Source organism: Leptotrichia hofstadii, from assembly GCF_007990525.1.
Lineage (GTDB): Bacteria > Fusobacteriota > Fusobacteriia > Fusobacteriales > Leptotrichiaceae > Leptotrichia > Leptotrichia hofstadii.
Genome location: NZ_AP019823.1, coordinates 841,600 through 861,845, shown reverse-complemented (window position 1 = coordinate 861,845; position 20,246 = coordinate 841,600). Strand labels below are relative to the sequence as shown.

At 30.8% G+C, this 20,246-nt stretch carries 21 protein-coding genes; 4 read left to right on the top strand and 17 right to left on the bottom strand.

Annotation, left to right across the window (positions count from 1 at the left end; all coding sequences use genetic code 11):
• Positions 1–45: 45 nt before the first annotated feature.
• The 5 genes from FVE77_RS04035 to FVE77_RS04015 form a co-directional block, all read right to left on the bottom strand.
• Positions 46–1,038: a lipoate--protein ligase gene (locus tag FVE77_RS04035; RefSeq protein WP_026746696.1), complete on the bottom strand. Its 993-nt coding sequence runs from the start codon at positions 1,036–1,038 to the stop codon at positions 46–48.
• 45 nt (positions 1,039–1,083) lie between these two features.
• The gene (lpdA, locus tag FVE77_RS04030) at positions 1,084–2,814 is read right to left on the bottom strand and encodes a dihydrolipoyl dehydrogenase (RefSeq protein WP_026746697.1); all 1,731 of its coding nucleotides are present in this window, start codon (positions 2,812–2,814) and stop codon (positions 1,084–1,086) included.
• An 83-nt stretch (positions 2,815–2,897) separates the two neighbouring features.
• On the bottom strand, positions 2,898–3,932 hold the full coding sequence (locus tag FVE77_RS04025; protein WP_026746698.1) for a dihydrolipoamide acetyltransferase: 1,035 nt from the start codon (positions 3,930–3,932) through the stop codon (positions 2,898–2,900).
• Positions 3,933–3,971: 39 nt separating this feature from the next.
• A complete protein-coding gene (locus FVE77_RS04020) occupies positions 3,972–4,964 on the bottom strand; it encodes an alpha-ketoacid dehydrogenase subunit beta (protein ID WP_026746699.1) in 993 nt (330 codons plus the stop codon).
• Positions 4,965–4,979: 15 nt separating this feature from the next.
• Complete coding sequence (locus FVE77_RS04015; RefSeq protein ID WP_026746700.1) at positions 4,980–5,945, bottom strand: thiamine pyrophosphate-dependent dehydrogenase E1 component subunit alpha; 966 nt, start codon at positions 5,943–5,945, stop codon at positions 4,980–4,982.
• 252 nt (positions 5,946–6,197) lie between these two features.
• Between FVE77_RS04015 and FVE77_RS04010 the strand changes: the two genes are divergently transcribed.
• From FVE77_RS04010 to FVE77_RS03995, 4 genes are all read left to right on the top strand, one after another.
• Positions 6,198–6,656 carry a DIP1984 family protein gene (locus FVE77_RS04010; RefSeq protein WP_026746701.1) on the top strand — a complete coding sequence of 153 codons (459 nt, stop codon included), beginning with the start codon at positions 6,198–6,200 and terminating at the stop codon, positions 6,654–6,656.
• 251 nt (positions 6,657–6,907) lie between these two features.
• Positions 6,908–8,089 carry a dicarboxylate/amino acid:cation symporter gene (locus tag FVE77_RS04005; protein WP_026746702.1) on the top strand — a complete coding sequence of 394 codons (1,182 nt, stop codon included), beginning with the start codon at positions 6,908–6,910 and terminating at the stop codon, positions 8,087–8,089.
• A 283-nt stretch (positions 8,090–8,372) separates the two neighbouring features.
• Positions 8,373–8,858 carry a hypothetical protein gene (locus FVE77_RS04000; RefSeq protein ID WP_006804780.1) on the top strand — a complete coding sequence of 162 codons (486 nt, stop codon included), beginning with the start codon at positions 8,373–8,375 and terminating at the stop codon, positions 8,856–8,858.
• 199 nt (positions 8,859–9,057) lie between these two features.
• Positions 9,058–10,254, top strand: a complete 1,197-nt coding sequence (locus FVE77_RS03995) for an META domain-containing protein (RefSeq protein ID WP_026746703.1) — start codon at positions 9,058–9,060, stop codon at positions 10,252–10,254.
• Between the two features lie 109 nt (positions 10,255–10,363).
• Here FVE77_RS03995 and tgt read toward each other — a convergent pair whose 3' ends face one another.
• From tgt to FVE77_RS12630, 12 genes are all read right to left on the bottom strand, one after another.
• Positions 10,364–11,545, bottom strand: a complete 1,182-nt coding sequence (gene tgt / locus FVE77_RS03990; protein WP_051254505.1) for a tRNA guanosine(34) transglycosylase Tgt — start codon at positions 11,543–11,545, stop codon at positions 10,364–10,366.
• Positions 11,546–11,574: 29 nt separating this feature from the next.
• Complete coding sequence (locus FVE77_RS03985; protein WP_026746705.1) at positions 11,575–12,336, bottom strand: TatD family hydrolase; 762 nt, start codon at positions 12,334–12,336, stop codon at positions 11,575–11,577.
• 4 nt (positions 12,337–12,340) lie between these two features.
• A complete protein-coding gene (locus FVE77_RS03980; RefSeq protein ID WP_146967847.1) occupies positions 12,341–12,943 on the bottom strand; it encodes a hypothetical protein in 603 nt (200 codons plus the stop codon).
• Positions 12,944–12,960: 17 nt separating this feature from the next.
• Positions 12,961–13,662 carry a hypothetical protein gene (locus FVE77_RS03975; RefSeq protein WP_026746707.1) on the bottom strand — a complete coding sequence of 234 codons (702 nt, stop codon included), beginning with the start codon at positions 13,660–13,662 and terminating at the stop codon, positions 12,961–12,963.
• A 178-nt stretch (positions 13,663–13,840) separates the two neighbouring features.
• Complete coding sequence (locus tag FVE77_RS03970; RefSeq protein ID WP_026746708.1) at positions 13,841–14,275, bottom strand: lysozyme inhibitor LprI family protein; 435 nt, start codon at positions 14,273–14,275, stop codon at positions 13,841–13,843.
• A 106-nt stretch (positions 14,276–14,381) separates the two neighbouring features.
• A complete protein-coding gene (locus FVE77_RS03965; RefSeq protein WP_026746709.1) occupies positions 14,382–15,809 on the bottom strand; it encodes a hypothetical protein in 1,428 nt (475 codons plus the stop codon).
• A 51-nt stretch (positions 15,810–15,860) separates the two neighbouring features.
• Entirely contained in the window at positions 15,861–16,340 is a 480-nt protein-coding gene (locus tag FVE77_RS03960) for an S-ribosylhomocysteine lyase (RefSeq protein ID WP_015769976.1), read from the bottom strand.
• A gap of 49 nt (positions 16,341–16,389) precedes the next feature.
• Positions 16,390–17,316: a D-alanine--D-alanine ligase gene (locus FVE77_RS03955; protein ID WP_026746710.1), complete on the bottom strand. Its 927-nt coding sequence runs from the start codon at positions 17,314–17,316 to the stop codon at positions 16,390–16,392.
• Between the two features lie 85 nt (positions 17,317–17,401).
• A complete protein-coding gene (locus FVE77_RS03950) occupies positions 17,402–18,340 on the bottom strand; it encodes an Hsp33 family molecular chaperone HslO (RefSeq protein WP_026746711.1) in 939 nt (312 codons plus the stop codon).
• A gap of 373 nt (positions 18,341–18,713) precedes the next feature.
• Positions 18,714–18,893 carry a hypothetical protein gene (locus tag FVE77_RS03945; RefSeq protein ID WP_026746712.1) on the bottom strand — a complete coding sequence of 60 codons (180 nt, stop codon included), beginning with the start codon at positions 18,891–18,893 and terminating at the stop codon, positions 18,714–18,716.
• A 521-nt stretch (positions 18,894–19,414) separates the two neighbouring features.
• Positions 19,415–20,002, bottom strand: a complete 588-nt coding sequence (locus FVE77_RS03940; protein ID WP_026746713.1) for an N-acetyltransferase — start codon at positions 20,000–20,002, stop codon at positions 19,415–19,417.
• Positions 19,999–20,166 carry a hypothetical protein gene (locus tag FVE77_RS12630; protein WP_169718713.1) on the bottom strand — a complete coding sequence of 56 codons (168 nt, stop codon included), beginning with the start codon at positions 20,164–20,166 and terminating at the stop codon, positions 19,999–20,001. The genes FVE77_RS03940 and FVE77_RS12630 overlap by 4 nt, the downstream gene beginning before the upstream one ends.
• Positions 20,167–20,246 lie beyond the last annotated feature (80 nt).

The following is a 20,246-nucleotide window of genomic DNA, read 5'->3' as shown; positions in this document are numbered from 1 at the left end:
TTTAGTATATCATTTTATACTAAATTTATCAATTAAAATTTCTCTTTATTCAACAATAACTTCCACAACTTCATCCACCGTAAACCTAGAAAAATACTCACCAATATCAACTGTTTCCAGTTTTTCCTTCACAGCTTCCTTTGTATACTTAGTATTTTTCAACAAATTCTCAATTTCACTCAAATCTTCATTTTTTCCAAAGAAATCTCCATAAAACTTAATATTCTTGATTCTAGAATTTTCTACTGTGGCAAAAATTTGAATCTTACCATTTTCAAATCTTTTTCCTCTAGTTATATTAAATTCTGGCGACTCTCCGTAATTCCATTCCCAACTTCTCTTAATTTCAGCTCTCTTGGCAATGTAATCCAGCTCCTCTTCGCTAAAAACATACTCTTTCATATCTGGATACTGTTTTTTCATGTACTCCATTATTTTTTCACCAAATTCGTTTACTGTGATTGGCTGTTTCAAATGAGGAAGTATGTTTGTAACACGGCTTCTTACAGATTTTACACCTTTTGACTCAATTTTATCCTTTGAAACTTTCAATGCATTTCCCAATTCTCCAAAATTCACATCAAACAATAAACATCCATGATGCATTACACGTCCTTTTATATATGCTTGAGCGTTTCCACAAAATTTCTGTCCATCTATTTCCAAATCATTTCTACCTGTAAATTCTGCTTTTACTCCCAATTCTGCTAGAGTTTCTATAATTGGCTTTGAAAATTCCTTAAAGTTAAAGCCTTCCTTATCTTCCTGCTTATTGGAAATAATTGTGTAGTTTAAGTTGTTTAAATCGTGGTAAACTGCACCTCCGCCAGAAATTCTACGAACAACATGGATTCCTTTTTCACGAGTATACTCTGTGTTAATTTCCTCAATTGTATTTTGATATTTTCCTACAACAATTGTTGGCTCATTTATCCAAAGTAAAAATATTTCGTCAATATCACGCAGCTGCTTAAAGCAATATTCTTCCAAAGCAATGTTAAATGCTGGATCATTTGACTTACTAACATAATATTTCATATGTTTAAAATTCCTTTCAAAATTTCAATTTATTTCACTTTTTTATTATTTTCTTTTTCTAGGTAAATGAATCGCTTCATCTAATGCATCTGCACATGCTTCAAACAGAGCTTCTGAGTAAGTTGGATGAGCATAGATTGTCTTAATCACTTCATCTACTGTAATTTCCATTGCCATAAGCCCTGACGCTTCATTAATCATTTCTGCTGCTGATGGTCCTACAATGTGTACTCCAAGAATTTCGTCATATTTTTTATCAACTATAACTTTTACAAATCCTGCTGGTTCTCCTGAAGCCAACGCTCTTCCGTTTGCCGCAAATTGGAATTTACCAACTTTAATATCATATTTTTCTCTTGCCTCATCTTCTGTTAATCCAACCATTGCCACTTCTGGCACTGTGTAGATTGCCGATGGAGTTGTTTCAAGTCTGATTTCTCTATGGTTTCCTTGAACCGCATTTTCAGCAGCAACTTCTCCCATTCTGAATGCCGCATGAGCAAGCATCTTAATTCCATTTATATCTCCTGGTGCATAAATTCCAGGTACACTTGTTTCCATATATTTATCAACTTTGATTCTACCTTTTTCCATTTCTAGCTCAATTTCTCCAATAGCTTCCAGATCAGGTACTCTTCCGATTGATAATAATGCTTTTTCAGAAACAATGTCATCATGTCCGTCAACTTTGATTGTTAAGTTGTGTCCATCATCAACTATTTCCTTAATTTGTGTAGAAGTTAATATTTTCATTCCTTTTTTCTCAAGCTCTTTTCTAAGTACAGCTGAAGATTCCCTGTCTACTCCTGGTACAATTCTATCCATCATTTCCACAACTGTAACTTCACTTCCAAATGATAAGAACACTTGTCCAAGCTCAATTCCGACAACTCCTCCACCAATTACAGTAAGTGATTTTGGAATTTGCTGTATGTCTAAAATGTCATCACTTGTAAGAACTTTGTTGCTTTCAATTCCAGGAATATTGATTTTTCCAACTTTCGATCCACCAGCTAAGATTATTTTATCAGCTCTTAAAACAGTTTCTCCATTTACAACAACATCTTTATCCTTATTGATTTTTCCAACTCCATTAAACATCTTAATTTCATTGCTCTTCAAAAGTCCTCTTACACCATTTGTCAATGTTTTAACAATTTCATTTTTCAACTGCACAACTTTTGGCATGTCAATTGTGTATTTTTCACTTTCCAAAATAATTCCTCTTTTACTTGCCATTTCGATACCTTCGATAATTTCAGCGTTTTTAAGGAATGTTTTTGTAGGAATACATCCTTTGTTCAGGCAAGTTCCACCAAATTCACTTTTTTCCACAACTGCCACTTTTGCACCAAGCTGAGCCGCACGGATTGCCGCTACATATCCAGCAGGCCCTCCACCGATTACAACAATATCAAATTCATCTTCTGCTTTTTCTTTTTTAGGTTCACTAGCCGCAGCCGCTTTTTCTGGTGCTGGTTGAGAAGCTGTATTTTCTGGTGCTGAATTTGCTGAACCTGCTTCTGGAGCCACTTCTCCTTCTGCACCGATATATCCGATAATTTCTGTAACAGGTACAGTTTCTCCATCTCCTTTTACTATTTTTATCAAGTATCCTGATTCTTCTGCTTCCAGTTCCATACTTGTCTTATCTGTCATTATTTCAAGTAAAATTTCCCCTTCTTCTACCTTTTCCCCTTCTTTTTTATTCCATTTTATAATCTGCCCTTCCGTCATATCAATTCCGGCTTTAGGCATTATCACTTCAGTAGCCATTTAATTTCACTCCTTATACTCAAATAATTTTACGTTTTTTATTTTCTAATTCCATAAGTTTTATTCTAAATTTTTTTATTAAGCTAAATTAACAAAGCGATTGGATTTTCCAAAGCATTTTTCAAGTCCTGCATAAATTTAGCTCCCGCAAGTCCATCTACCACTCTGTGATCAATTGTAAGAGTCAAAGTCATCATTGGACGAACTGTAATTTCACCATTTACAACAACTGGCTTTTCAACTGTAGAAGAAACTCCCAAGATTGCTGAATTTGGCTGATTTATTATTGGGTTAAAGCTTTGCACTCCAAACATTCCGAGATTACTTATTGTAAATGTGCTTCCACTTTGTTCATCAGGCGTCAACTTCATATCTAATGCTTTTTTCACTATCTTTTTAGATTCAACAACTAATTCGCTAAGTGTCATTTTATCTGCACCTTTTACAACTGGCACAAGAAGTCCACCGTCAAATCCTACTGCAATTGCCAAGTTTACATAATTATGCAGAATAATCTGTGTTCCGTCTTCTGACAAACTTGAATTTACAAACTTGTGCTTTAACAAAGTTTTTATAACTGCAAATGAAATAATGTCTGTTATTGTAATTTTCTTTCCTGTACTTTCTAAAATTGTATCAAGTATTTTCTTTCTTAGTGCAATAGCTTCAGTCATGTCAATTTCGTAATTAAGTGCGAATGTAGGTGCTGTTAGATAACTTTCTGTCATACGTTTTGAAATAACTTTTCTCATTGCTGACATTGGCACAATTTCTATATCCTGCTGTGCAACCGTTTTTTCTTCTGCAACAACAGCTTTTTCATGTCTTGCCAAGTCTTCTGTTTCCTGCGGTTTAGCAATCAATTTCAAAATATCATCCCGCATTATTTTCCCATTATGCCCTGTCCCAACGACATTTTCCAATTCAAGATTATGGTCTAATGCTATTTTTCTAGCAAGTGGCGATATTCTTACTTGCTTTTCAAATTTAAATGTTTCTACATCTTCCTTATGAACACGTCCATTTGCTCCACTGCCTTTCACAAGAAAAAGATCAAGTCCCATCTGCTGCGCTAATTTACGTGCTGCAGGAGTAGCTCTTAACTCATTATTTTCCATAGCTTCTTCCTTTCTATTTTATTTCTTCCTATATATTTTTTATTGTTTATTTTTTACTTTTCTAATTGCTTCTACAATTTTTTCCACACTTGGAACCATCGCTGTTTCAAGAGCGTGATTATAAGGTATTGGCACATCTTCTCCAGCTAACCTCACAATTGGGTGATCCAAATAGTCAAATGTGTCACTTTCTGAAATAATTGCAGAAATTTCTCCGATAAACCCGCTTGTTTTGTGAGCATCATTTACTAAGATTACTCTTCCTGTTTTTTTAACAGAATTCAAAATAATTTCCTTGTCTAGCGGAATCAATGTTCTAGGATCCACCACTTCTACGCTAATCCCTTCACTTTCTGCAATTTCCGCCGCCTTCATTACTCTTTCCAGCATTCTTCCATAAGTTACAATTGTAATATCTTTTCCTTCTTTTTTAATTTCACCTTTTCCTAAAGGAATAACAAATTCAGAATCTGTAGGAACTTCACCTTTCATATTGTATTGTGCTTTATATTCAAGGAAAATTACTGGGTTATTATCACGGATTGCTGATTTTAAAAGCCCTTTTACATCAGCAGGTGTTCCTGGCGCAACAACCTTTACTCCTGGAATATGAGTAAACCAAGACTCAAGCGACTGTGAATGCTGTGCTGCCGAACCCACTCCAGAACCTGCCGCACATCTGAATGTTACTGGCACTTGTCCTTTTCCACCAAACATATATCTAGTTTTTGCCGCCTGATTTACAATATTGTCCATCATATAAACGATAAAATCCATAAATGTTACATCAACTATAGGACGAAGCCCTGTCATTGCAGCACCAACTGCAGCTCCAGAAATTGCTGACTCTGAAATTGGAGTATCTTTTATTCTTTCTGGCCCAAATTCATCGAGCATTCCAACTGATGTTCCAAAATCTCCTCCAAAAATTCCTACATCTTCTCCCATTAAAAATACATTTTCATCTCTTCTCATCTCTTCCGACATTGCTGTAATAATTGCCTCTTTTACAGACATCAACTTTGTTTCCATTTTCTATCTCCTTTTCTAATTCGCAAATATATCTTCAAATGCAGATTCCAACGTAGGTTCTGGACTATTTTTTGCAAATTCTACTGCATCTTCAATCTGTTTTTTTGATTTTTCTTCAAGTTCTACTAATTCTTCCTCTGTCGCAATATTATTTTCAAGCAAGTAATTTCTGAATTTTAAGTTAGGATCTTTTAACTTCCATTCGTCAACCTCTTCTTTTGTTCTGTATTTTCCAGGATCAGAACTCGAATGTCCGAACCATCTGTAAGTTACGCTTTCAATAAATACAGGTCCTTTTCCTTCTCTCACATCCTTTACAGCCTTTTCAAAAGTTTCATAAACTGAAAGAACATCATTCCCGTCTTCAATAAAATATCCTGGCATTCCATAAGCTGCAGCCCTTTGATAAAGATGCTCCACTTTTGCAACACTATTAATTGAAGTACTTATTCCATATCCATTATTAATTGCATAAAAAATAACAGGTACATTCCATACTGACGCCAAGTTCATCGCTTCGTGAAAACTTCCTTCATTTGTAGCTCCATCTCCAAAGAAACAAACTACAATTTTTCCAGTATTTTTAACTTTTTGAGTATAAGCCGCGCCAACTGCCATTCCGTGTCCACCACCAACAATTCCGTTTGCTCCCAAGTTTCCACTTTCTAAATCGGCAATGTGCATCGAACCTCCTTTACCTTTACAAGTTCCAGTAGCCTTTCCCATAATCTCAGCCATCATTCCATTCAAGTCAATCCCTTTAGCGATAACTTGCCCATGCCCTCTATGATTAGATGTAATCAGATCATCAGCATTCAACGCCGCAATAGCCCCAACATTCGCCGCTTCCTCTCCTACTGACAGATGTGTCATTCCAGGCACCATTCCTCTTTTCACAAGCTGATTTACCTTTAAATCAAAATTTCTAATGCTAAGCATTCGTTCATAAATATTCAGCAATTTACCTTTTGATAGTTCCATAATTCCCTCCATTAAATATATTTTTATATCTTTTAAATTTTTAATAATCAATATTTTGTTTTTCAAAATTTTCCAATTAATTTTATCATAATTTTGTAACCATTACAATAGATATTTGCAAGTTAAAAAAATATCTTTTAAAGTTTTTTTTATTTTATATATACAAAAAGAATATTAAAAATATCCTTTACATTTTATAATTTTTACATTATACTTTAAGTACTAATAAATAAAAATTGGAGGATAAATAAAATGAAAATTGCTGAAGCTCTTATTTTACGTGCAGATATTCAAAAAAGAATTGCACAATTAAAAACAAGACTTAACAATAATGCTAAAGTTCAGGAACACGAAGAACCTGCTGAAAATCCTCAACTTCTATTAACTGAATTAGACAGCTTAATTTCTCAATTAAATGATTTAATAATAAAAATAAACAAAACAAATACTCTTTCAAAAATTGATGGAATTTCATTAGTCGAATTAATTGCAAAAAAGGACACACTCTCACAAAAAGCAGGAATCCTGCGTGAATTTATAGAAATTGCAAGCCAAAAGATAAATCTTTATTCCACAACAGAAATAAAAGTTTTTAGTACGATTAATGTTCCAGAACATCAAAAACAGCTAGATAAATTGTCTAAGGAAATTCGTGAAACTGATACAAAATTACAGCAGGCAAACTGGACTATTGATTTGATTGAAGAATAAAAAAATATAATTTAAATAAATTTTAGGTGTAGGTATTATTAAGGTGAACATAAACCTTTGGATATTAGGGAAAAAATATCTTACAAGATGAAGTAGTGCGGGGAAATTACAAGAATTATAATTAATCCCAGTATTGTTACATTTGTACAAATTACTGTAAATTTTACTACCGTATGTTAATTAATAATATTGAGGTTGGGTTGCGGGATTTATTTTAGTTATACAAAAAATATATAAGGAGAGAAAAATTTATGAAAAAAATCGGGCTTGTGCCACGTTTAATTATCGCAATAACGCTTGGTATAGTACTGGGATTAGTTTTACCAAGTCCTGTTATTAGGATTTTTGTGACTTTTTCGTCGCTATTTAGCAAGTATTTATCTTTTGTTATTCCGTTTATGATAATCGGATTTGTTGTGACAGGAATTTCAGATTTGCGTCAAGGAGCAGGAAAATTACTTGGAATTACTACATTGATAGCTTATGTTTCCACAATTGTGGCGGGAAGTTTATCTTATCTTATGGCAACTAATATTTTTCCAAAAATTCTTAATTTTGCCTCTTTTGCGGCAATAGAACATCCTGAGAAAAATCTTTTAACAGCTTATTTCGAGATTCCGCTCGCACCAATGTTTGATGTAACTTCAGCAATCGTTTTTGCTTTTATAATGGGGCTTTCAATAAGCTGGCTTAGAAATAATGGTGAAGGACAAACTACCTACAACCTTTTTCGTGAGTTTTCAAAAATAATTACAAAATTACTGAGCACTTCAGTTATTCCTCTACTTCCAGTCTACATTTTTGGAACATTTATGAACATGACTTACAGCGGACAGATGTTTACAACACTTTCTATTTTCCTAAAAGTATTTGTTTGTGTGATAATTCTTCACATTTTATATATTTCGGCTTTATTTGTATTCGCTGGAGGACTTTCAGGAAAAAATCCATTTACTTGTATGAAAAATCAGATTCCTGGCTATTTTACAGCACTTGGAACACAATCTTCAGCAGCCACAATCCCAATAAATCTGGAATGTGCAAAACGAAATGGAACATCGCCTGAAATACGTGAATTTGTAGTGCCATTATGTGCCACAATCCATTTAGCAGGAAGTATCATTACAATAACAAGCTGTGTTGTTACCGTTCTTATGATGAACAATATGGCTTACGATGTAACAAAAGTTTTCCCATTTATCCTAGTTCTAGGAGTCGCAATGGTAGCCGCGCCTGGAGCGCCTGGAGGAGCAATAATGTCAGCACTTCCATTTCTAGGAATGGTCGGAATCGCTGCAAACAGTCCTTTAGCTTCACTTCTAATTGCTCTTTACATAACACAGGACAGCTTTGGAACAGCGGCAAATGTATCTGGGGATAATGCAATCGCTATTATAGTTGACTGGATTTATCATAAATTTATAAAAAAATAAAAATTATATGATTGAAAAATGAAAAATTTGTGCTATAATTAGCAAAATAATGGAATTCGTCCATATCAGACTAAACAGGTGAAAAAAATACTCTTATCTATTATTGATTGGGGTATTTTTTTATGTTATAATATTTTTTGAGGTTCACCTCCTCAAGATTGTATCTGATCTTTAGCAAACAGATGACAAATTACCATTTTATACCTCCAAAAATCTGCAGGAAACTACAACCTGAAGGTTTTTCCATGACAATAAAATTTTTGAAAGGAATACACTATACTCAATGAACAAACTTATACAGAATTTTAATTATAAATTTAAACAAATCCTATTTGGATTGTTAGGTGCAATTCTATTTTCGTTGATAGGAATTATCATATATTACATCGCTTTTTATTTTAATAAAAATTTTATTTCCTTGATTTTCAGCATTTCCATCCCAATTACATCCTATATTGGATATATGTTTTTTTCACATAAAATCAATGGTTTTGAGGGATTTGGGGCTGATGATTTCTCTTTTTTTGATGCCTTTTCACTATTTATCGTTACATTTTCAATAGTTTATATAATAAATACTTTTGATGTCACAAATATGCTTTACAAGGAATACCGTAACGAATTTAACTATTTTCAGCTTTTTGCAAAATGTTTTCCAAGACTGGTTGATTTAGAATGGGTAAGTTTTAGAGTTGTTGTGAGTGAAATATTTGTTATGCTTTTTACTCTTTCAAATTATTTTCGTGGCGGTTTTTTCTTTATTCCATAATTATATCACTTCTAATAAACTGGAATCGGATAATAAAAATGAAAAAATATATACAAATTACTGAAAAATTTTCAAGCTAAATAAAAATATTTTATAAAAATCAAATAATTTTTAAAATTCTCATAATTCTTTAATGATAATATGATAATATTGAATTAACAAAGGAAAAGAGAAAAAATAATGAAAAGAGGTTTTTAAAATGAAAAAAAGATTTTTTTTAGTTGGAATTTTTACAATGCTTCTTTTATGCTGTGGTTTTTTGAATGCGGCTGTGAAAAAAAGAGACGCTGTTAGCACTAATTTGAACGGAACTTCGTGGAAATTGACAGAAATCAGGAAAAATGGACGGAATTCCCGTATTCCAGAAAAAGCAAATGTTACAATTAATTTCTTAAAATATAATATCAACGGATTTGGAGGAACTAACGGATATTCAGGAAGTTATAAATTAAACAGGAATTCTACTCTTTCTGCCACAGTAACTTCAACTTTAACAGGAGGTGCTCAAGATCTGATGAATCTCGAACAGGATTTCTTTGATATTCTGCAATCCAACCCTGTGATTGAATACAACAAGGATACTTTAACTTTAACTAACAAGCGAGAGATTTGGACTTTTAAAAATCCTGATACAGTTAATCAAACAGACAAGGATTCACTTCCTCTTTCAAATTTAAATGAAACTTCATGGAAATTAACTCAGATTAAGAAAAATAGATTTAATTCTTATATTTCAGAAAATACAAATGTTACTATTAATTTTTCAAAAAATAAGATTAATGGATTTGGTGGAATCAATGGATATTCAGGAAGTTATAAATTAAACAGAAATTCTACTCTTTCTGCCACAGTAACTTCAACTTTGATGGGAGGTTCTCTAGATTTAATGAATCTCGAACAGGATTTCTTTGATATTCTGCAATCCAACCCTGTGATTAAATACAACAAGGATACTTTAACTTTAACTAACAAGACTGGCGATATTTGGACTTTTAAAAAGTCAAATACAGTTAATCAGAATGACAAGGATTCACTTTCTCTTTTAAATTTGAAAAAAAAATTATTGAATACTAGCTGGAAACTTATTGATATTTCTGACACAAAAATGAGAAAGATATTGACAACAAATGAAATAAGAATTACTCTTAATTTTTCAGAAGACAGAATACATGGCGATTCAGGAGTAAACAACTATTTTTCAAATTACATAATGGCATCAGATAATATTATGGTTGGACCTATCGGCTCTACAAAAATGGCAGGACCAGATAACTTTATGAGACTTGAAAGCCAGTATTTGAATATTTTACAAAATTCAAAAAAGATTAAATTAGATAATAATCGTTTGACTTTTATGACAGATGATGGAAAAACATTGACATTTAAAGAAATGTAGTATTTTATGTTTGTGCTATTTACTTTTAACTTATATTTTTTATCTGGAATAAAAAAATATTTGTTATGAAATAAATAGCACTTTTTTATTGTATTTTATTTTCTAATTTTTATATCGACTTTGGCTTTATCCATTCACTTTCTTTCCCCATGGCATAGTTTTTCAGCACTTCTTCCTTATATTCCTTAAACCTTCCATCAATAATTGCCTCACGTGCATTATCCATAAGTTTTAGCAAAAAATACAAATTATGATATGTTGCAAGCCTTTGTCCCAAAATTTCTCCAGCCTTGAATAAATGTCTAATATATGCTCTTGTGTAATTTTTGCAGGCATAACAGTCACAACCTTCATCAAGTGGTCTGTCATCTCTTGAATAAATCGCATTTTTTATGACAAGACGTCCATACTTCGTAAATACAGTACCGTGTCTACCAATTCTTGTAGGCTGAACGCAATCCATCATGTCAATTCCATGCTCCACAGCTTCAAGCATATCCACAGGCTCTCCCACTCCCATTAAATAACGTGGCTTATTTTCAGGCAGTTTTGGTGTGCTATATTTTAAAATTCTATACATATCCTCACGTGGCTCTCCTACTGCAAGCCCTCCTAAAGCATACCCAGCAAACCCATAATCATGCTCATACAGCTCCTCAAAACTTTTATCCCGTAAATCCTCATAAATTCCACCTTGCACAATTGCAAAAAGCCCCTGCTTATCCTTATTTCTATTTGCTTCAATACAACGCTTAGCCCATCTCGTAGTTCTTTCAATGGATGGTATCAAATATTCACGTGTTGACAGTCCTGGCGGGCATTCATCCAGCACCATCATAATATCACTTCCCAGATTATTTTGAATCGAAATAGATTTTTCAGGCGATAAAAAATGCTTTGATCCATCTAAATGCGAACGAAAATGAACTCCTTCCTCCTTTATCTTTCTCAAATCTCCAAGACTAAACACTTGAAATCCGCCACTATCAGTAAGTATTGGCTTATCCCATCTCATAAATTTGTGAAGCCCGCCAAAATCATTTACTAAATCATCTCCAGGACGCAAGTACAAATGATACGTGTTCCCAAGAATAATTTGAGAATTAATCTCTTCTAATTCCTCTCGAGTCATCGCCTTTACAGTCGCCTGTGTACCAACTGGCATAAATACTGGTGTTTTTATCTCTCCATGTGGTGTTTGTATAACTCCAGCACGTGCATTTCCATCTTTTTTTTCTAATTTATATTCTATTGGATTTTTAAAATCTTTATTTTCTTTTTCAATACACATTTTATCTCCTATTTAATTTCTAAATTCCATTATATTCCATAGATTTTCTTAGCATTTTCAGTAGTTACTTTAATAACTTGCTCTACTGAAATTTCCTTAATTCTAGCCACTTCTTCTGCTACATATTTTGTATAAACTGGCTCATTCCGTTTCCCTCGAAAAGGCACAGGTGTCAAATACGGACAATCTGTTTCCAGAACAATTTTTTCCAAAGGCAATTCTTTCACAAGCTCCTTCGTCTTTTTATTATTTTTAAACGTCAAAGTTCCGCCAATTCCCAGATAATATCTATCTAAAAACGGTTTTGCCGCTTCCAAGGAACCTGGATAACAATGCAAAATTCCGCCAACATTTTTATAATCCTTCAAAACATCAAGCGTATCCTGCAAAGCTTCTCTTGTATGGATAACAACTGGTTTTTTTACCCTTTCTGCAAGTTCCATCTGCTTTCTAAATCCAGCAATCTGAACATCCTTCGGATCTTCCATCCAATGATAATCCAGCCCAATTTCCCCAATCGCAACAACCTTTTTCTCAGTCAATGCCAATCTTTCCAGTTCTTTTTCCACTTCATCACTATATTTTTTTATATCCACAGGATGAACTCCAATTACTGCATTCACAAACGAATATTTATTCGCAAGCTCAATGCTTTTAAGTGAACTTTCCAAATCAAATCCAATGCTCACAATCCCTTCCAGCTCATCTTCAATTCTTTTCATCACATCATCAAAATCATTTTCAAACTGTTTATCATAAATGTGCGTATGCGTATCAATTATTTTTCTCATTTTTTTAATTCCTTTTCTGTAAAAAATTCCATTTTCCATTAATTTTCTTTATTTCAACAATTCCTTCTTTTTCTTCGAATTCTTTTATATCTTTAATTTTATCTGAAACTGTTTTTGATACTATGTCTATCAATATTGGCATCCATTTCTTTTCAAACTCATTTCGTGAAACACTAGACAAATATTCCATTGATTTTCCCGTTTTTTGTTCAAATATTTTATTTATTCTTTTTTGATCTTCATCTCCTAAAAGAGAATTAAAATTTAATTTGGGTGCTTTTAGGGTAAATGTTAAATTTGCACTTGAACTTGAAGTGTAATCAATCTTTTTAATCCTATACTCCATACTTTTCATGTATTCTTTTAAAATTTCACCAAAAAATCTTGCTCCCAATTCATCTTTCTGACTCTCTATTTGCTTGTCAATTTCTTTTATTCCAATAGAAATTTCTTCTTTTGTATTTTCAAAAAATTTTTTCTCTATTTCTATATTATTTTTCTCAATTTCTGCTTTTTGAATTTTCACATTAGGCTTAACTTCAACCTTGTAATTTGCTGAAAATCCAAGACTTGTTGTTAGTAAAAATAACATTAATATCTTCTTCATTTACTCATACCCCATTCTCATTTATTCAAATTATTTTCCAAATTTTCAAACATAGAATCAAAAATATCAAGTCCATCAGTTTCTAATGTCTCTTCATCTTTATATTCCCATCCTTTTTTCTTTCTTTCCAAAATCATCTTATTTTTATTAGTCATATACTCAAACTGATTATTATCCAATATCTTTATTATTTCATTTTGATATTCAGACAAAATTATTGCATTTGCTTTCAGTCTTTCTTCATTGGATAATTTTTGAATTTTTTCATTATCCAATTTATATCCCAATTCTTTCGAAACTTTGTCTTCTAGCATTTTATTAAATTCTTCAGAAAACATAATTTTAAAAATATTCGGTGATTTTTCTGTATAAATTATTTCTACTTTATTTTTTGAAATAAAATTAATTTTTTCAATTTTATAAATTGTTTTTTCATAAACTTTGTTATTCATCAAAACATTAGGTACATTCACTTTAAAATTTTTTTCACCAGTTTCCAAATTAGTATTTTCCGAATATCCTATACCCTTATTTTTACTTTCTATCCTATCTGAAATTTCTTTATCAAAAATTTCAACAATTTTTTCACTTTGATTTTTCATTTCTTCTTCCGATATTTTTAAACTCTTATTTTTCATAATTTCAAAATTTTCTTTTTTTAATTCAAATGAAAAATTTAATGAAAAAACAACTAAAAATAAAATCAGTATTTTTTTCATAAATCTCCTTTTTTACAAACAACAATGGATATTTGTTTTATCAAATTCTAAATATACTGAAACTCTTTTAAAATAAAACTATTAAAAATTATATGAATTTAGGGTTTGAGTACAATAGTCATAAATTTTAGGTTCAGTTTTAAAGCAGTTTTACTGTATATAAATTTTCTTTCTAAACTTATTTCAATTTTTCATATCTTTTAGATAATTCAATCGCTCTATTTTTAGTCGAGTTAATCAATGATTGTGTGTATTCCAAACCATAACCTGTTCCACAAAGTTTTTGTCCATTTACAATTCCACAAAATTCATCTGCCGCTTCTTTTGCCACTCTTTCTTTTCTTTTTATCCATGCTCTTTCTTCATTTCTAAGTTTCTCTTGTTCTTTTTTTGACAATTTTGACATTAATAATTTATAAACTTTATTTAATTCATCATTCCAGCCGTCCAAAATAACCGAAGATGCTTCTTTCATTTCAGCATTACTTCCTCCAAAAGAATCCTCTACACCTTTCTCTTTAGTTTCCATTCTATTAATCATATCACTCGTATAACCAGCAAAACTGCTAATTGTAACCATTAAACTTGCAACCAAAATTATTACTTTTTTCATAAAAAATCTCTCCTTTTCATTTTCAGAATCAAAGTTAAAAATTATAATCTTTCAATTTCTCAACAAGATTAGTATTTTTCCTACTCATTCATTATAATCTAGACACTTAAATTTTACTTTTATAATTTTCAATCAGCTTTTGATATTCATTAACGACCCACTCACCAAATCCCAAATGAATCGCATCACTTATCCCATAATTTCTTATCTCTGATTTTTGGAAATACAACTTTCCATCTGGACAATGTTTTTCATGATACACTTGTATAGAAGTAGTTGTATACGTCACAACTTCTCCATCTATAACTTTTCGTTCTAATGTATCAAAATCCAGCAGTGGTAATATATACCAATTATTTTCATAATCATAAATCCATAAAATATCTTTTTCCGTTTTTAGTTTATATGGCAAATGTGTATTGAAAAATCTCTCCTTATTACCTATAATTTCAACATCATAACCCAATCCTATCATTTTCTTCAATAATTCTTCTGATACACTAAATCCACAGTCATCATCATCCCAGTCTCTAGGAATATAAACTATATCGAAAATGTTATTTTCTACTTTTTTAAAAACAGGTGGAAATACATTTTTATGCTCTATCTTAGGCATTATCTGAAATTCTGACAATTTTTCCCATTTTTCATCATTAAGCTCTATATTTAGAATAAATATTTTTTGCTTTCGGCTTTTCATAATCTCACATTTTTTCCAAGAATTCACTGTATCTCTAAAATATATTTCAGGATAACTTTCCAAAGGATGCATATTTGAATCATTTTTAGTAATATAAATATCCATTTCATCATCTAAAAATTGCATTTTATTATTTGTAATTGGATATTTATCAACTAATATTTTAATTTCATAATTTTCAGCTGTATCCGATAATTCCTTTTTCAATAAAGGAGATATATTTTTCAAAAATTCATTATATTGAATTTTATCATACAAAGGTTCTATTTTTAATTTTTCCAAAAGAATATCATTATACAATGTTTCTTCTGTATCCAAATAATAATCTTTAATGTATGAAGTTTTTATATTTTCATATATAATTAATTTCCATTTATTTTCAACTTTCAATTTTTCCATTTTTAAATTTATATTTTCAAAATCTAATAATGAAACATAAAAATCTAATTTCCCAATTTTTATCCATCTACTTAACAAATATTCTGCTCTTTCTTTTACACAATCAAAAGAAGAAGAATTTTCTATTATTTTATCAATTACTCCATTTGGAAATAACTTTTCATGAAAAATTTTTATAATATAACCATAACAATCGCCTACTTTTTTTGAACTAACTAAAAAATAATATTCTGTTGAACTTTCATAAACATATTCAAGTCCATTAATCTTTTTTATTTCTGCACTTTTTCCATTTTTCTGCATTAATTCTAAAAAAATAACTGCTAAACTAATTTTTTTCAAACTATTTTTTTCTAAACTCACGAATTGCTTCAATTTAATTAGAAAATCCAATTTATCTGGTAAAGTTTTTTCAAATGTATTTAATTCTTCCATCCTTTTACCACCTTATTTTTAAATACTTCTTAAAAATGGTCATAGTATTTTTTACTCAGGATAATTTAAATTTTCTTCTCCCAAATTCTCCAGAGTTTCCTCCAAATACTTCTTAGCCTCAAAATTAGCCATTGGCAAGTTTTGATCCAAGTAATTTCCACATTCTATAGCAGTCGCTCCTGGGATTGCTCCTTTAAATTCTGCCATAAATTTGTAAAGTTCTTTCATTAAGTCAACAATGTCCTTCGATTCCAGTTTTCCTTTTAAGATAAGGTAAAATCCTGTTCTGCATCCCATAGGCCCAAAATATACGATTTCATCTTTCCAAGTTGGATGATTTCTCAAAAAAGTTGCTCCCAAATGCTCCATTGTATGAAGTTCAGCAATATTTATTACTGGCTCCCTGTTTGGTAATTTCATTCTTATATCAAAACTTGTCAAATAATTTCCATTAACTTCGTCTATTCTTGATACATAAATTCCTCTGTTTAATCTGATGTGATCTACTGTAAAACTTGCTATTCTTTCCATTTTTTCCACTTCCCTTTTGTATTTTTATTTTTTAAAATTTTTAATCCTTTTATCTTTCCACTTTTATTGAAGATTGTATTAACAAATCCAATGTTTGCGGGTAATTATACCCTTTTGAAGCTGTACTTTTTGGCAATAGACTTGCAGATGTCATTCCAGGCGATGTGTTTACTTCCATAAAATATGGCGTTTCTTCATTTACAACCATAAAGTCTATTCTTGCAAAACCTTCACATTTTAGCCCATAATAACTGTCTTTTGCAAATTTATTAATTTCAGCCTGCATTTTTTCAGGAAATTCAAATACATATTCATTTGCCCCGCCTTTTGCATATTTTGATTCGTAGTCAAAGTAATCTCCTGCAAGAGCCTCAATTCTTAGTGTTGGAAAAACTTCCCCATCAATCACAGGTACACTTATTTCCACACCATGCAGAACTTCCTCAATCAATGCCTCCTTATCCATTCCAAAAACAAGTTCCAGCCCTTTTTCAAGTTCTTCCTGATTTTCCACAAAACTTACTCCAATGCTTGAACCACCGTTATTTGGCTTTACTACAACACGATTCCCCAATTCTTTTTTTATTGTTTCAAAGTCAACAGTTTCGCCTACACGTACACTTTTCCATTTTGCAATTCTAACTCCATATCCAGCCACAATTCTTTTTGAAAATTCCTTATCCATGCAGACTGCACTTGACATTACTCCAGGCCCGCTATAAGCCACTCCCAGACTTTGCAAAATCGCCTGTATTCTCCCATCTTCCCCAAATACACCGTGCAAAGCGATATAAACAAAATCCAGATTCAAATCTTTTACTTTTTCAAAAACTTCCATTTCTGAATCAATCACAATATCAAAAACCTCATATTTATCTCTATTCAAGTTTGCTACAATTTCACTTCCTGTCTTTAAAGAAACTTCTCTTTCAGTTGAAACTCCCCCACGTATTACTCCTACTCTTAATTTTGACATTTTCTCTTCCTTTCCAGTTTTTTTATTATTGTTTTTACAATTATTTAAAATCGTTTAAACCTATATAATTCCAAGCAAATCTATTTTATAAATTTTTAAAATCTTCTTTTCCAAAATCATATTTTTTACCGCAAAAATGGCATTCTACCTGAATTTTGCCTTCCTCTTCCAGAATTTTATCAATTTCTTCTTTTCCAAGCGTGATTAATCCCTTGTAAAACTTATCTTTAGTGCAATTACATCTATACTCTAGCTCTGATTTTTCCAAAATTTCAAAATCTTCCACATAAACCTTTTTATGAGCACCATCAATATCAGTCTCTTCCTCAAATACCGAAATATCCTCATAGAGCAGTTCCACAATCTTCTCAAGGCTCATTCCACCTTCCAGAAGTTCAGTAATCGTCCTAATCTGCTGTAATTTATTTTCCAGTTTATCAATAAATCCGTCTTCCACACCTGGCAACAGCTGTATTAGATATCCTCCAGCCCTTTTTACTTCTCCATTTTCATCCAGCTTTACACCAAGTGCGACAACTGATTTTATCTGCTCTGACAAAAGAAAATAATGAGCAATTATATCTGCAATATCTTCTTCATTTATTTTTGTAACGCCAGAAAACGGATCACGCATCCCCAAGTCCTTTATAACTTGCATTGTCCCATTTCCAATAAATCTCACTTGCCCAGTCTCATCTTTTATAAAATTTCCATTCTCGTCAATTATCTGATGAAATTTATCTTCAGGATTTCCAATATAACCTTTTACTTCCCCTTTCATATTCCCAGTTGCAAGCATATTTCCATAAGGTCCATCTCCATTTACTTTAACTGTCACTAAATCTTTCCCGTTTTTCAAATCTTTCCCCATCATAGCTGTCGCTGTCAATAGTTTCCCAAAAACAGTTGTCGCTATCGGATCAAGCCCATGAATCTTCTTTGCCTCTTTTACAATATCTGTCGTATCACAGACAAAAAATCTTGCACATTTGCTTGTCCCTCTAATTATTTCTGATTTTCCCATATTTTCTAACATCCTTCTTTATTCCAAAATTATAATTATTCCTACTCGAATCTAAATTCACTTAATTTTTATCAATTCAATCTCAATTTGATTAAAATTTATTTTTAAAAATTACATTATTAGAATATCATATTCTATACAAAAAAACAAGATAATTCATTAAACGTATAGTTAGTCAATGTTATTAATGTTGAAAACAAAATTGACTTTCATCAGAAAATTAATGAAAAAATAGAACGTAGATAGAATAAAAATAAAATATTTGCTCAAAAGAAAAAAGACAGGAAAACATTCCTCTGTATAGGAAGCCCCTGTCCTTCAAATTCGTTGTTTTTAAACTGCCATTATTTCATCTATTCCGTATCACACATAGCTAATATACAATATTTCCGTACCTGTCCTTGCAGTAATAATCACCGTTAGCCCTTTTATAACATTTTCTACCTTCTTTTCTCATATCTTCTCGTGCTTCTTTCCAGCCTTTAGGATCAAACAGCTCACACCCCACTACAGACATCACAAGTATAACCATCAGTAAAATTTTCTTAAACATTAAATACCATCTCCTTTTATTTTAAATATCTATAACCAAATATATTTATTCCATTTTATATATTAACTATTTGTGTTCTTTTTACATCTTCATTATATAATATTTCAAATTGGAATGCAAATTTTTTATATTTCTTCCGAAAATCTAATAAAAAATAAAATTATATCTGATACTATTTGACATTTAAATAACAAAAATCAGAAAATTCATGGAATTAAAATCTTTTTTATAAAATTATGCTATTATATAACCTATGTAGCTATAAAAATATCCTTCAATTAAATTTTATCATTAAGTCTTTTATTTAAATTTTGAAAAACTGCTTATTATTAATAAATGTTTTTCCATAATTCTATGTTTTTTCTTTTTATAAAACAACGAAAATGGCGATTAATTTCCTTTGCTTATATAAAAATTGCAATATAATTTCAAATATTTTATTAAAAGACAAATTAAAAATTTTTAAATCCCATTGAAAAAAATACTCCTATCCAAATCAACAGCAGTATTTTTCATCCCAATCAATTTTTCCTATCCAATTTTATCATCATAACAACCAGCCCATCTTTAGAAATAAAATTATCTATCTTCTCAAAGCCAAATTTTTTATAAAAATCTATAAGTTTCTCTGAATTTCTACATTCCAGCCAGACATATTTTGCATTTATCAATTCCTTTGCTTCCAGCAATAACTCAAAAGCAAGCGATAATAAAAAATTACCTTTTATTTGTTCACTTTCTGATAAATTAAAATTTTTTCCTAATTGTCCTAATAAATAACTGTTCACTAAGTAAAATCCGTTACCAACCTTCTGTCCACTTTGCATTAATTTCTTTTGTTTACTATTACTTAAATTTTCAAATCTTTCATTCGGTAATATTAAACTTTTATTTGCTACTGAAAAATAACCTAACAAAGTATCATTATTATCAAAAATTAGATGTGTTGTTGAAATAGAACTTTCCTCAAAAAATATTGCTTTATTATGTAAAAAATCTTCTACATTATTATTTTTTCTACTACTAAATGTATTCAAAATATTTTCTTTTACATACTCTTCTGTATCATACTTCAACAAATCATTTATCGACAATCTTGATATTTTCATCTTTTCTTATCCAATATTCTTCTAATTCTTTTTTCATCTGTTATTTTTTCAGCCTTTACTCCTGTTAATTCTGGTTTTCTATCATTCTCCAATGCCTTTATTAAACCATCTATCTCTTTATCAGTCTTAAACTCTGGCAATCTTAAAAAACTTGATGTAGCCATTTTTATTCCTCCCTTTTTTATTTTTATACTACAATTATACAATAAAAATCTTTAAAAATCAACTTTTTTTAATTTTATTT